At 61.1% G+C, this 13,591-nt stretch carries 12 protein-coding genes and 1 pseudogene; 6 read left to right on the top strand and 7 right to left on the bottom strand.

Annotated features, from left to right (window positions below):
- Window positions 1-43 precede the first annotated feature (43 nt).
- The 4 genes from LCM4573_RS19675 to LCM4573_RS19660 all read right to left on the bottom strand — a co-directional run bounded on the left by LCM4573_RS19675 (window position 44) and on the right by LCM4573_RS19660 (window position 4,106).
- On the bottom strand, window positions 44-1,318 hold the full coding sequence (locus LCM4573_RS19675; protein WP_071008073.1) for an ABC transporter substrate-binding protein: 1,275 nt from the start codon (window positions 1,316-1,318) through the stop codon (window positions 44-46).
- Between the two features lie 43 nt (window positions 1,319-1,361).
- Complete coding sequence (locus tag LCM4573_RS19670; RefSeq protein ID WP_071008072.1) at window positions 1,362-2,372, bottom strand: LacI family DNA-binding transcriptional regulator; 1,011 nt, start codon at window positions 2,370-2,372, stop codon at window positions 1,362-1,364.
- A 106-nt stretch (window positions 2,373-2,478) separates the two neighbouring features.
- The gene (locus LCM4573_RS19665; RefSeq protein ID WP_071008071.1) at window positions 2,479-3,405 is read right to left on the bottom strand and encodes a dihydrodipicolinate synthase family protein; all 927 of its coding nucleotides are present in this window, start codon (window positions 3,403-3,405) and stop codon (window positions 2,479-2,481) included.
- Window positions 3,402-4,106, bottom strand: a complete 705-nt coding sequence (locus LCM4573_RS19660; RefSeq protein WP_071008070.1) for a ribonuclease activity regulator RraA — start codon at window positions 4,104-4,106, stop codon at window positions 3,402-3,404. The genes LCM4573_RS19665 and LCM4573_RS19660 overlap by 4 nt, the downstream gene beginning before the upstream one ends.
- Before the next feature lie 129 nt (window positions 4,107-4,235).
- Between LCM4573_RS19660 and LCM4573_RS19655 the strand changes: the two genes are divergently transcribed.
- Window positions 4,236-5,102, top strand: a complete 867-nt coding sequence (locus tag LCM4573_RS19655; protein WP_071008069.1) for a LysR family transcriptional regulator — start codon at window positions 4,236-4,238, stop codon at window positions 5,100-5,102.
- Here the strand turns inward: LCM4573_RS19655 and LCM4573_RS19650 are convergent.
- Window positions 5,093-5,455, bottom strand: a pseudogene (locus LCM4573_RS19650) (ATP-binding cassette domain-containing protein); the annotation flags it as partial. The gene LCM4573_RS19655 and the pseudogene LCM4573_RS19650 sit on opposite strands and share 10 nt — an antisense overlap.
- 50 nt (window positions 5,456-5,505) lie before the next feature.
- A complete protein-coding gene (locus LCM4573_RS19645) occupies window positions 5,506-6,432 on the bottom strand; it encodes a LysR family transcriptional regulator (RefSeq protein WP_116285619.1) in 927 nt (308 codons plus the stop codon).
- Between LCM4573_RS19645 and LCM4573_RS19640 the strand changes: the two genes are divergently transcribed.
- Entirely contained in the window at window positions 6,346-7,854 is a 1,509-nt protein-coding gene (locus LCM4573_RS19640; protein ID WP_244505370.1) for a lactonase family protein, read from the top strand. The two genes, LCM4573_RS19645 and LCM4573_RS19640, sit on opposite strands and share 87 nt — an antisense overlap.
- A 99-nt stretch (window positions 7,855-7,953) precedes the next feature.
- Here LCM4573_RS19640 and LCM4573_RS19635 read toward each other — a convergent pair whose 3' ends face one another.
- Window positions 7,954-8,613 (bottom strand): peroxiredoxin, encoded by a 660-nt coding sequence (locus LCM4573_RS19635; protein WP_071008067.1) that lies wholly within the window; start codon window positions 8,611-8,613, stop codon window positions 7,954-7,956.
- A gap of 332 nt (window positions 8,614-8,945) precedes the next feature.
- Here LCM4573_RS19635 and LCM4573_RS19630 point away from each other — a divergent pair, with 332 nt between their 5' ends.
- From LCM4573_RS19630 to LCM4573_RS19615, 4 genes are read left to right on the top strand one after another with little or no spacing between them, the layout of a single operon-like run.
- Window positions 8,946-9,695: a GntR family transcriptional regulator gene (locus tag LCM4573_RS19630; RefSeq protein ID WP_083347588.1), complete on the top strand. Its 750-nt coding sequence runs from the start codon at window positions 8,946-8,948 to the stop codon at window positions 9,693-9,695.
- Between the two features lie 60 nt (window positions 9,696-9,755).
- Complete coding sequence (locus LCM4573_RS19625; RefSeq protein WP_083347542.1) at window positions 9,756-11,288, top strand: putative N-acetylmannosamine-6-phosphate 2-epimerase; 1,533 nt, start codon at window positions 9,756-9,758, stop codon at window positions 11,286-11,288.
- Window positions 11,289-11,341: 53 nt separating this feature from the next.
- Window positions 11,342-12,667 (top strand): ABC transporter substrate-binding protein, encoded by a 1,326-nt coding sequence (locus LCM4573_RS19620; protein ID WP_071008064.1) that lies wholly within the window; start codon window positions 11,342-11,344, stop codon window positions 12,665-12,667.
- A gap of 56 nt (window positions 12,668-12,723) precedes the next feature.
- Window positions 12,724-13,590, top strand: a complete 867-nt coding sequence (locus tag LCM4573_RS19615) for a carbohydrate ABC transporter permease (protein WP_071008063.1) — start codon at window positions 12,724-12,726, stop codon at window positions 13,588-13,590.
- Window position 13,591 lies beyond the last annotated feature (1 nt).

Below are 13,591 nucleotides of genomic sequence, written 5' to 3'. Positions count from 1 at the left end.
GTCCGGGCACTGGTACCCGGACCCGAACGGCCTTGGGAGGCGCTTATTCGACCGGGCAGGGGCCGTCGCTCTTTGCGTCGGGTGCCCAGCAGGCGGCCTTGGTGTCGGTCATCAGCTTGGAAAGCGTTGCGCCCTGCGCCTTAAGCACGTCGGCCACCGGCTCGTTCTGCAGAACGATCCGCTGGAAGCTGTCCATGTAGACCTTGTTGAATTCTCCCCCCTTGTCTCCGAGGCCGACCGGAAGCAGCGAAATCAACGCATCGTCGGCGGCTTGGGTGGCTGTGACGGCGCCTGCAAGCAGGGCGACGCCCGGATCGAGATCCCGCGGGAGCTGAACGTTCAAGGTCGGGAAGAAGCCGACGCGCTGGGCGGTCAAAAGCTGTGTCTCCTGCGTCGTCAGGTGCTCGATGAGCTTGGTGGCRCCTGCGACATCTGGAGCACCCTTCGGGATCGCAAGTCCGGCAACGACCGGCATGTAGCCGCGTCCCTTGGGACCGGCCGGCGCGGGGAAGACGACATAATCGTCAGGCGAGGCGGAGATCGCGTTCCTCAGCCGCGCGACATGATCCCATGCCACCATGACTTCGCCTGCCGCGAGCGGCTCCTGCATGAAATCGTAGTTGGTGGAGTTCGGATTGACCTGTGCCCACAGTTCCTTGAATTTCTCCCAGCCGGTGGCGGCATCCGCATTCTGGAAGGTGCGCACTACGCCACCCGTGAAGGACGGGTAGAAATAGCCTTCGAAATAGCGGGCCATCAGACCCTTCGGACCGGCGGGGAAGCCGATTTGCGGCTGGCCCGTCGCCTCTTGCAACTTCTTGCCCCATTCGATGAGCTGATCATAGGTGAGCTTGTTCACGTCCGCGCCCTCAGGCAGGTGCTGCAGCGCCTCCTTATGGGCAGCCATGACATAGGTGGCCTGCATCCATGGGATGTATTGCTGGGTGGTCTTGCCGAGCTTGCCGAGATCGAGCAGGGACTGCGGCATGCCGCCTTCGGCGAGCTTCTTCGCCAGCTCGTCGAGCGGCTCGAAGCCGTCCTTGTCGGCGATCGGCGAAAGTTCGCCATGCAGCGCGCCGACCAGGCTGATCGTGTGCTTGCCGGCTTGGCGCTCGGCCTCCATGCGCACGGCGAATTGCGGCGGCTCCTCGACGACGTAATCGACGTCGCCGACGCCTTGCAGCAGTTCCTCGCGCACGGTGGTCGCTTCCTCGATCGGGCGGAGCTGGGTGGACAGGAATACGGTCTGGGCCAGCGTCGGCGACGCAAAGGCCAGCACCGTCGAAGCCAGAATTCCAAGTGACAGCAAGCGTTTCATTGTTTCTCCTCCTTATTGTCTTTCTGTTTGGATCGGACGTTGGCTATGCTTCCGGGAAAGGACGGCGATGGCTTTCCCGATCCACGAATTCGATGGGGCGCAGTTCCTGAAGGCTTTCGGCGGGTTCTCCCGCAATGGCGCGAAGCAACAGGGAGGCGAAGCTCGCGCCGAGGTTTTCGCCGGTCATCCGCATGGTCGATAGCGGCGGACTTGCGAATGCGCCGATCGGCAGATCGTCGTGGCCGACGATGCTTATGGCCTCGCCACCCTCGATTTCACGCAGCGCCCGCAGTGCCCCGATCGCCATTTCGTCGGTGGCGCAGACGAGTGCCGTCGGACGCCGCGGCAGGCGTAGAAGTTCAAGCGCCGCGAGATAGCCGCCCTGCTCGGTCGGCGCGCCTTCCGCGCAAAGATCAGCCTCCAGGCCGCATTCATCCATGGCCGCCTGCCAGCCGCGGTGGCGGGCGTGAGCGAAATAATATTCCTGCGGGCCGGCGATATGGCCGATCCGTCGATGGCCGGCGGCATGGAAGCGCAATGTCGCCTCGCGAAAACCGGAAAAGCCGTCGCCATCGATGAAGGCGTGCGGCATAAGGGATTCGGTGCGGCCGTTGGTGACGAAGGGAATGCCGCGAGATTGCAGGAATTCCACACGCTCGTCATGGCGCTTGGTGCGCACCAAGAGCATGGCGTCCACCCTGCGCCCGTCGACGAAGCGGCGGCACATTTCCAGTTCGCTTTCCCCACGCGGAACGGGTGCGATCACGAGATTAAGGCCGGCGCCGGCGAGATGCTCGGCACATCCGGAGAGCATATCGATGAAATGGGGAGGGCCGATATGGCCGGGATCGCTAGGAAGCGTGACGGCGACGAGTTCCGCCCGCTGCTTGCGAAGCCGGCGCGCAGAGGCGTTCGGCCGATAGCCTACCTTGTCTGCGGCTTCCCGAACCCGCTCGCGTGTGGCGGGAGAAACATCCGCATAGCCGTCCAGGGCACGGGAAACCGTGGTAATGGACAAGCCGAGCGATTGCGCAAGCTGCTTTAGATTGGACAAGGTTTCCTCCCTTGGCCTTAAGGTCATCCAAAACGTTTTGGGAGTCAAGCCAAAACGTTTTGGATGAAGTTCAGATTACAAGGAGGAGAAAAATCGGGGAAGCAGGCTAAAGCGCGGCGCGTCTGTCCCGTTGCGCAAGCCGCTCAAGCAGGTAGTCGACCTCGGCGCGGGCAGTTGCGCTGAGCGCCAGACCCGGCTTGCGCTGCGCATCGGAAGTGATGACGCCGCGACGCTTCAGCACGTGCTTTCTCACGGCAAGCCCAATGCCGAGCTGCTGTTCATAGCGGATCAGGGGCAGGTGAGCGTCGAAGAGATCATGCGCCTCGTCGCGCTTGCCGGCTGCGAAGAGGTCGATAAGCTCTACCAACATGTCCGGGAATCCGTAACCCGTCATGGCGCCGTCGGCACCGCGTTCCGGCTCGAAATCGAGGAACATGCCGCCATTGCCGCAAAGGATCGAGACCTCCCGCAGCTCGCCGGCCTTCTGCATGGCTCTAAGCTTCGAGATCTTCTCCAGCCCCGGCCAATCCTCATGCTTCAGCATGAGGCAGGAGGAATGATTTGTGATAACCTTGGCAACGACACTGGGCGACATGACGACACTAAGCGTCAGCGGATAATCCTGCAGCACCCAGGGGATGCCTTCTCCGATCGCTTCAATGGCCTGCGCGAAATAGCCGACGATTTGCTCGTCTGTGCGAAGCGCGGGCGTAGGTGCGATCATCACGCCGGCCGCTCCCATTTCCATGGCGTCGCGGGCAAGCGACCGCATGGCGGTAAAGCCGGGTGCCGAGACACCGACGATGACCGGAACGCTGGCGCGCGATACCACCTGTCTGATGATGGCACGCGATTCCGCTGGCTCGAGCTTCGGCGCTTCGCCCATGATGCCGAGGATGGTGATACCCGTGACGCCGCTCTCGACATAGAAATCGGTCAGGCGATCAATGGATGGGTGGTCGAGCGTGCCGTCCGGCAGGAACGGCGTGGTGGCAATGGCATAGACGCCTTTAGATTGGGTGCTGAAGGTCATTGGGCATCCTTCCAGGACTGATACCGTGTCTTGGTTTCCGCATTCATCGGATAGAGCCCCGGCAGTGGCACGTCGCGGTCGACCTCGGTCATGATCCAGGCCTCCATGCGCTCCTGTTCCGGGGCTTCCGTCAGCACCGCGTCGAGCAGTTTTGCGGGGATCAAGACCGCGCCATCCTCATCGACCACGATGATATCGTCGGGGAAGACAGCGACGCCGCCACAGGCGATCGGTTCCTGCCAGCCGACGAAGGTAAGGCCGGCAACGGAAGGCGGCGCGGAAACGCCGTCGCACCAGACCGGGAGCCCGGTGCCGAGCACGCCGGTAGCATCGCGCATGACGCCATCGGTCACCAGCCCCGCGACCCCGCGCTTGACCATGCGCGAGCAGAGAATGTCGCCGAAAATGCCTGCGTCGAGCACGCCCATGGCATCTGCCACGGCCACGCAGCCCTCGGGCATGGCTTCGATCGCTGCGCGCGTGGATGTCGGCGAAGACCAGCTTTCCGGGGTTGCGAGATCCTCGCGGGCGGGCACGAAGCGCAGGGTGAATGCCGGCCCGACCACGCGGGGCTGGCCGGGCTTCAGGGGTTTCGTGCCGCGCAGCCAGACATTCCGGAGCCCCTTCTTCAGGAGAACGGTGGTGAGCGTCGCGGTGGAAACGCCCTTGAGTGTCTCGACGGTCTTGGGATCAAGCGGCATGTCTGGAACCTCATTGACTGAAAGGAAGGCACTACCTAAGCGAAGGGATGACGTTCGGCGGCATTATGGTCAGCACAAGAAGAAGAAAAATGTCGCTATTTCTGCTTTTAGACGATAGCTTTTGTTTGCATGGAGACACGTTTTCTCGAAACATTCCTGCTGGTCGCCGAGCTTGGTTCGCTGGCCGAGGCATCCCGACGGCTCGGCATCACACCGGCCGCCGTTGCACAACGCATGCAGGCGCTGGAGGAGGATGTCGGGGTGCCGCTGCTCACCCGAGCCGGCCGGCGCGTCAGCCCGACCGAGACGGGTCATGCCCTCATCGAGAAAAGCCGCAATATTATTGCGGAGGTCCGCGACCTGCGCGCACTCGCCAACGCCGATCTGCCCTCCGGGGAGTTGCGGCTGGGGGCCATCTCGACGGCACTCACCGGTCTGCTGCCCCCGGCCTTGCGCTCCGTCTTCGCGAGCAGATCGCAGGTGGAGGTTTTCCTTCTTCCCGGTACCTCCGCCGAGCTTTACCAGAGGCTCCGGAATGCCGATATCCACGCGGCAATCCTCGTCAAACCGCCGTTTCCTATCCCGAAAACATTTGAATGGGAGCTGTTGCGGGCAGAGCGCCTCGTACTTTTGGCGCCGGGTGAATGCCACGGACAATCACCCCATGACATCATCGCGACGCGGCCCTTCATTCGTTATGACCGCGGCAATTGGGGTGGGCGCCTGGCGGACGGYTATCTGAGGAGCCAGGGCCTCAAGCCGATGGAGCGGCTGGAGCTGGATTCGCTTGAGGCGATTGCCGTGATGGTTAGCAACGGTCTCGGCGTTTCGCTGGTTCCGGACTGGGCGAGGCCCTGGCCCGAAGACCTGGATATCTGCATCCTGGAGCTGCCGGCCGCATCTCCGCCTCGGGAAGTCGGCATGTTGTGGCCCCGCAGCTCGCCGGCGCGCCGGCTCATCGCGACCACGCTGGATGCCCTCAAGGGTCAGAAATAGTAGTTGGCGATCCGTTTTCCACCCAGTTCATGCACTTCGAACTCGGCCYCATAGATCGATGACAGGATTTGCGGCCTCATAATCTCGTCCGGGTGRCCCTCCATGAAGACGCGGCCGTCGCGCATGGCAACGATGTGGTCGGAATAGCAGGATGCGAAATTGATATCGTGCAGCACGACGACGACGGTCTTGTGGAAATCGCTCGCCGCGTTGCGCAACAGCTTCATCATCGCCACCGCGTGACGGATATCGAGATTGTTCAAAGGCTCATCGAACAGCATGTAATCGGTGTCTTGGCAAAGCACCATGGCCATGAAGGCGCGCTGTCGCTGGCCTCCGGAAAGCTCATCCAAGTCACCTATTCTTTCGGGAGGCGAGTGAGGTCAACGGACTGGTAAACAACTTAGGACGACGCTTTTGCTAGTTCGGCGACGATATCGAGAAAGCGTTCCGCAGCGGCAGAGGGCGCAGGTCCGAGCCATGAGGCAGCCATAGGAAGTTCCGGAGGCGCGGGATCCACCGGGCGAAACGTGACGCCAGGGCGTATGGCAGTCGCGATCCCTTCAGTGACCAGCCCCAGGCCCGCGCCGGCCGCCACCAATCCGACAAGGGACGTCATCGGCGTGACATGCTGGACGATGTTCGGACTGAGACCTTGTTCGCCGAACAGCGCGATTACCCGGTCGTAAATATTCGGGCCGATATTGCGAGGTGCGATCAGAAATGGCTCCTGCCCGATATCGGTAATTCGGATCGTTTGTTTGGCCGCAAGACGATGATCTTCCGGCAAAGCAAGCACGAGCCGTTGTGAGGGGAGAGGCCGCAATGAGAGCTTGCGCCTTTCCACAGGTGGATGGAGGATGCCAAGATCCAGTTCGCCGGCCGTCAATGCGCTTTCGAGCGCCGGCGAGTTCATTTCTGCGAGTTCAATGACCACATCCGCAAAGCGGCTCCGATAGACACGGACTGCCTCAGGCAAAAGCCCGTAGAAGGCGATGACGGTGAAGCCGAGCCGCAACCGACCTACCTCACCCCGAACCGCACGATGAGCCTCGGCCGTGGCGCRAGCGGCACTGGCAACCGCTACGCGCGCCGGTTCCAGAAATGCCGTTCCCGCGGCTGTCAGGAGGACATGACGGCGGTCCCGCTCCAGAAGAGCTGTTCCTATTTCTCCCTCCAGCGCCCGGATGCGCTGGCTCAACGCCGGCTGTGTGATGTTTAGGCGTTCGGCTGCTCTTCGGAAATGAAGGTCTTCGGCGACGGCGATGAAACAGGCGAGAGCGCGGATATCCACGGCGTGATCCGGATTGCTTATCACAGGCGTTGGCATTCGAATTGGATTATAATCAGTAACCTTGTCAATGTGGCTTTGAAGAAAGGGAATTCCGGATCAGGAAGGAGCCACCTCATGTCACCCGCTTTTTTCCTCCTTGCTGCTGCTGCGCTCGCAATTCCGGTTGCGGCCTCGGCCACTTCGGCGGATCTACTGCGACATCTGTCCGCATCGACAATCGTGACCGTTTCCGACGGCGACTTTGTGGGGCAAACCTATGCAACCGGCCGTCTTGCGCCGGCGGCGGCCGGCTTTCGTGACCTTTTGTCAGTGCTTTCCTTAAAGGATGGGCAGCTTGTAATAGCGAACCTGCCGGTATCGAATTCGGTTACCGCCGCGCCAGAAATCCTGGCGCTGGATCGCCAAGGGCGCACCGCGTTCGTAACAGAACGGCTCGGGCCTCGGCCTGAAGGTGGTCAAACGATACGTGACTTGCCTCCCGGCAACAGGCTGTTTGCAGTCGATCTGACGGACAAGGGGCAGCCCAGACTTGCCGATACTGCCGAAATCGCGCCGTTTCCGGAAGCGCTGGCAGTCAGTCCGGACGGTTCTCGCGTGGCCTTAGTCTCCAATACGTCGGAGGCTAGTTTCGTACAGCTCGTGCCTTATCATGATGGCCGCTTCAGAGAGATTTTTCGGTTCAATCTTGCCGACCTCGGCGTGGAGGGAGCAAGTGAAGGGCCACGGGGCGGAGTAACCGCAACCAATGTCCAATGGCATCCGTCAGGCCGCTTCATAGCGGTCAACATCAACACGCAGAACCGCGTCGCATTTTTCGAGGTGGCGGACCGTGAGGGTAGGCCCGAACTTCAGCTTTGGGGAAACATGGTTGAAGTGGGCGCCGATCCGTTCGTTGGTCGCTTCACTCCGGACGGCCGTTTTTACATCACCTCCGATTGGGGCCGGAATTTTTCAGCGACCAGCCTCGAGGGCCGCGTTCCGGACCGGCCTTCGGCGATCAGCGTCATTCGCCTTGCCGATCCTTCTGCCAGCCGTGAGATTCGCCATGAGCGGATCAGTAGCGCCGAAACCGACGTTGCATCCGAAGGACTCGCGGTGAGCCCGGATGGCAGATATGTCGCCACCGTCAATATGCGCGGCACGGCATTTCCCGTCGATGGCGAGCGCTTTCAGCGTGAGGCCACCGTCACGCTCCTTTCTCTGGATGGAGAGACGGGCGCACTGACAAAGATAGGTGACTACCCCTTCGAGGGTGTTCTACCAGAGGGTGGCGTATTTGACCTTACAGGCGACCATTTCCTCGCGACCGTATTTCACGGCCATGAAAGCGCTGGCGAGGCGAATGGGCCGGGTCTTGAAGTCTTCCGCCTCGTCAAAGGGAACAATCCTGGCCTCCAGCGGCTCGGACGGATCCCTCTTCCGCATGGCGTGCATCATGTAGACCTCACATCCGGCTGAGCCAGAGCGCACGTTTCTCCGGAGTGAATTACCCAATATGCGAGGAAGTGAACGCCGGCGGAGTAATGCTCCGCCGGCCGTGGCTATGGAAAGCCAGCCTCAGGCTACAGGCTGCTTTGTCTTTCTGAGATAGGGCAGAACGGTATCGAATGAGCCGAAACGCTGGACGGCATCTTCGTTCGAAACAGCGGCCGTGATGATGACGTCGTCACCCTGCTGCCAGTTGGCCGGTGTCGCGACCTGGTGCTTGGCGGTCAGTTGGATCGAGTCGATCGCGCGAAGGATCTCCGCGAAATTGCGGCCGGTCGTCATCGGATAGGTGAGGATCAGCTTGATCTTCTTGTCGGGGCCGATGACATAGACCGAGCGGACGGTGGCGTTATCCGCCGGCGTGCGGCCTTCCGAGGAAGAGCCGGCCTCGGCCGGCAGCATGTCGTAGAGTTTCGCGACCTTCAGATCGCGGTCGCCTATCAGTGGATATTCGACATCGAAGCCCGTCGCCGTCCTGATGTCGTCCTTCCACTTCGCGTGGCTATCGACCGGGTCCACGGAAATGCCGATGATCTTCACGCCACGTTTCCTGAACTCGCCCTCAAGGCCGGCCATCGCGCCGAGCTCGGTCGTGCAGACCGGCGTGAAGTTCTTCGGATGGGAAAACAGAACCGCCCAGCCGTCGCCGATCCATTCGTGGAATTGGATGGTGCCCTGGGTCGTCTCAGCGGTGAAGTCGGGCGCGGTATCGTTGATGCGCAGGCTCATGGCGTGCTCCTCTCTATCTGGTTCGTATCGGCAAAGGATGGGTCGAAGTCTTTTGAAAGTCCACCTCGCAGGCACCCATTTTTGAAGAGCATGCGAGCGCGCGGTTTGTTGCCATTCTGCGCGGATACGGCGAATTTAGAACGCGTATTTTTGTGAAGTGAGCCTCGGCCGTGGCACTGTTTTCCAATGATGAGACCGATTGGAGACGGACTTTCCACGCCGCGGCGGTGCCTCTCGTGCGTTCCCCCTGCCAGGATTTGCGAAAACTGGATAATACCAGTATAGCTCCAGAGAGAAAATCGATAAGATTTTTTTGCGAGGCGGGCAAGGTGGTGGCGACAGTGGAACTGATGGAACTTGTAAACAGGGAGCTTGGTTGCCCGGCTTCCGACGTTCCCCTCTACAAGCAACTGAAAACCGCGATCGAAAGGGCAATCCGCTCCAACGCCCTGAAAGCCGGAGTGACATTGCCAGGCGAGCGGGTGATTGCCGAAACGCTTTCGCTGTCGCGCGTCACGGTGAGGAAGGCTCTGGCGCTGCTGGAGGAGGAAGGGCTTCTGAATCGCCGGCACGGCGCAAGAACCGAGATCGGATCCCGGGTCGAAAAATCGCTTTCGACGCTCACCAGCTTTTCCGAGGATATTCGTGCCCGGGGGCTCGAGCCCGGATGCGCCTGGCTTTCGAAGCAAATCGTCAGACCATCTCCGGCGGAGATGATGGCTCTCGGGGTGGCCGGCAATACCCATGTGGTCCGGCTGAAACGGGTGCGCACCGCCGACGGCGTGCCGATCGCGGTCGAGCATTCCGCCGTTCCGGCCCGTTTTCTGCCGGCGCCTGAAATGGTGGGAGATTCTCTCTACGAGGCACTGGAGAAACGCGGCTTCCTGCCGCAAAGGGCCGTCCAGCGCATGCGGGCGCGCGCAGCGTCTCAGGCGGATGCTGCGCATCTGCAATGCGAGCCCGGCGCGCCGATCCTGGCGACGGAGCGGCGCTGCTTCCTCGCCGACGGGCAGATCGTCGAATATTGTGAGACCCGCTACAAGGGCGAGGTCTACGACTTCGTTTTCGAATTGCATCGATAATACCAGTTATAAGCTGGTTGCAAGCTGGTATTTTCCATCTATCGTGATGTTCCGAATGGAGTGTCGCGCGTGCTTAATCTCAGGGAAGAGATCGTCAACAGACTTATCGTATCCTGCCAGCCGGTTCCGGGCGGACCGATGGACGATGCGGATTTCGTGACGGGCTTTGCCAAGGCCGCGCTGGATGCCGGTGCGGGCGCCCTTCGTATCGAATCCGTCGCCTATGTCAGGGCGGTGCGGTCCGCKGTTTCCGCGCCGATCATCGGTATCGTCAAGCGCGACCTTGACGACAGCCCGGTTCGGATCACCCCCTTTGTTGCCGATGCGGAGGAGTTGGCCGATGCGGGCGCCGATATCGTTGCCTTCGACGCCACTGATCGAGCGAGACCCGCATCCATCAAGGAACTGGTGAAAGCGGTAAAGGCAAGAGGCAAGCTGACGATGGCGGATTGTTCCTGCCTGGAAGATGCCCGCCATGCGCTTGCGGCCGGCGTCGATTTTATCGGGACGACGCTTTCGGGCTATGTCGGAGGTCCCGAGCCGGTCGAACCTGATATCGGCCTGATCGCCGCCATGCGCGAACTCACGCCCTACGTGATCGCCGAAGGCCGCATCCGCTCGCCGGAACAGGCGGTTTCCGCCGTGCGGGCCGGCGCCTGCGCGGTCGTGGTCGGGTCGGCAATCACGCGCACCGAACACGTGACATCATGGTTTCATGAGGCCGTTTCGAAAGCGTTCGGCGCCGAGCGCGGTGAGCCCGTGCTGGCGATCGATATCGGCGGAACCAAGACCATGGCAGCGCTGGTCGCGGGGTCGAAGGTTCTGGAGGATGTCACCGTTCCCACGGCTCGCGAGGSGGGGCCTGATGCCTGGCTTTCCGCGGTGGTCAAAAGCACAGCGGCTTGGGCTGGGCGATATGATCGCATCGGCATAGCCGTTACCGGCTTCATCCAGGCAGGCAGATGGTCCGCCCTCAATCCCGCCACGCTCGGTATTCCGGATGGTTTTCCGCTGACCGAACAGGCCGAAAAGCTGTTCGGCAAGCGCGCCTATGCCGTCAACGATGCGCAGGCGGCTGCCTGGGGCGAGCATCGGTTCGGAGCGGGCGGGGGATCGGATCTCGTCTTTCTCACCATCTCGACCGGCATAGGCGGCGGCATCGTCGTCAACGGCCGGCCGTTGCTCGGCCTTGCCGGCCATTTCGGGCTGATCCGCAGCCCTTCGCGAGGCGAGGCGCCGCTGGAAGATCAGACGTCCGGGCGCTGGATTGCGGCCGAAGCCGCCCGGAACGGGCACAGGGTGGATGCAGCCGAAGTTTTTAGGCGGGCGTGCGACGGTGAGGTCTGGGCACGGGATATCGTTTCCCGGTCGGCCGAAAACGTCGCCCTGCTTTGCAGGGATATCCAGATGATGCTCGATCCCAAGGTGATCGTTGTCGGTGGGGGCATTGGTCTCGCTGATGGCTATCTGGACGCGGTTCGAGACCATCTGGCAGGGCCCGCGTCACCGGCTGTCCCTAATCTCATTGCAGCGAAGCTCGGCGGCCGCGCCGGGATCATCGGTGTTGCCGATCTCGCTGGCGAGGCGGGATAGGCGCTCCGCAAGGGCAGGCGTTCAAATGCAACGATAAAAGAAGGGAACCAGTGATGAAAATGATGAGGACATCTCTTGCGGCGGTTGCCGTCCTGCTTTCGACCATAGCCCTGCCGGGCCCTAGCAATGCCGCAGTCACCGTGCTCGGCTGGCCAGGTGGCTCCGAGGAAACCGCCCTTCGTGCTGCCGTGGAAGCCTATAACGGCAAGGCTGCTGAAGCCGATAAGGTCGAGCTTCTCTTCTTCAACCGCGACGGCTTTTTCGACAAGCTGCAGGCGGATATGGCCGCTGGTTCCAGTGCCTTCGACATCAATCTCGTCGCGACCTATTCGATTGGCCGTTATGCCCCTTACATGGAGCCGATCGAGCTTGGGCCGGATGCAACCAAGGTCTTCGGCGAATCCGTGCTGAAGACCATGCAGTTTGATGGCAAGCAATATGGCGTGCCAACCGATCTTTCCCTGCATTTCATGTATTATCGTAAGGACCTGATCGAAGCGCTGATGGCCGACGACGCGGCCAAGGCGAAATATGCCGCGATCGCCAAGGAACATCTTGGAAAGGACCTGCAGCCAAAGGATCCCGATCAGTGGACTTGGGAGGACTGGGCAGCAACCGCTCTTTATTTCAGCAAGCAGGTCAACGACGAAAGTCCCGTGCGCTATGGCACCGTGCTGCAGATGAAGAAMCTGCTCTTCAACATGATGGTCTTCCAGTCGCTGCCACGTTCCTATGGTGGAGACTGGATGGATGCGAGCGGTAATATCACCATTGATTCTGAGGCTTATCGAACAAGTCTCGAGCTTTACAAGAAGCTCTACGATGCCGGTGCTTCACCGCGAGATTCCTTGAGCTATGAATTTGCCGAAACCAACGCGGCCTATGCCGCGGGCCAGGCTGCGACGGCCCTGCAATGGAATGCCGCGGCCGCCGATCTGACGAATGCGGAAAAATCGCCAACGGTCGCTGAAGTGACGGGCGTCGTGGYGCCGCCAACCGGGCCGGACGGCCGCGCCGATCATATCCACGGGCTCGGCCTCGGCCTCAACAAGAACGCCAAGAACAAGGAAGGCGCGATCAAGTTCCTGGAGTGGCTGGCGAGCGAGGAGGCGGCGCTCACCTATGCCCGTGGTGGCGGCTCACCGGCGCTTGCTCCTGATGTTGCGGCGAAGCTCGCTTCAGAGCGTCCGGATCTGGTCAAGCTTGGCGAGTTCGCCAGCCAGTATGGTTATGTAATGACCGGTGCTACATCGGCCAATGCACTCTCGGTCTACGAACTCCAGGCCAAGGAGTTCACCGGCTATTGGTCCGGTCAGCAGAGCCTCGACGACGCGCTTGCCCATACCAAGGCAGGCATGCAGGATCTTCTGAAGAAGTAATTCCATTCCCGGACGCGGCCGAATGGGCGCGCGTCCGCATTTCCCGGCGGATCGAGATGGCTATTGTAAACCGCGCCGAGGGCAGGCTCTATTTCACGCCGCTCATCGGCTTCCTTATGCTGTTCCTTGGCTTCCCGGCGATCGTAAATCTCGTCTATTCCGTTTCCACGGTGAATTTCGAGACGCTGCGCAGCCCCACAATCACTGGCTTCGGCAATTACCTTTCCGTTCTCGGCGACCGGGAATTCTGGCGCTCGGTCTCCTTCTCGATGCGCTTCGGCATCGTCACGGCGCTTGCCGAGTGCCTGATCGGTCTTTTTCTCGCGATCTTCCTGGCGCCGTTACTTGCCAGAAGATCCGTGCTGATGGCACCGCTGATGCTGCCTTTGATGGTCGCACCGGCCATGGTCGGGCTCATGTACCGGCTGGTGCTGCACGAGTTCGCCGGTCCGGTGCCCTATTACCTGTTCGAATGGTTCGGGGACAGTCCCGCTTTTCTCGACGTCAACAATGCTTTTCGCACGCTCGTAGTGGTCGAAGTGCTGCAGTGGACGCCCTTCGCTTTTCTGCTGTTCTACATGGCCTATGTGGCAATCCCCGTGGATGTGCGCGAGGCCGCCGCCCTCGATGGCGCTTCGGCCTTCAAGGCGCTGTGGTGGATCGAGCTGCCGTTGATGCTGCCGACGCTCACGATCGCCTTCTTCATCCGCTTCATCGACGGCTTCCGTGTCTTCGACAATGTCTATGCGCTGACCGGAAGCGGGGCAGGGGGCTCCACCGCCTCACTGTCTATCTACATTTATCACGCCTTCTTTAAACAGGGTGCGATCGGCAAGGCGGTCGCTGCATCGGTCCTCCTATTCCTGGCGTCCCTTGTGGGTCTCTGCGCACTCAACTGGCTCGCCGGATTGCGGAGGAAGTAGG

The organism is Rhizobium sp. LCM 4573 (assembly GCF_001854865.1).
Lineage (GTDB): Bacteria > Pseudomonadota > Alphaproteobacteria > Rhizobiales > Rhizobiaceae > Neorhizobium.
The sequence above is the reverse complement of the archived record's forward strand: the minus strand, read 5'-3'. Positions and strand labels throughout refer to the sequence as shown.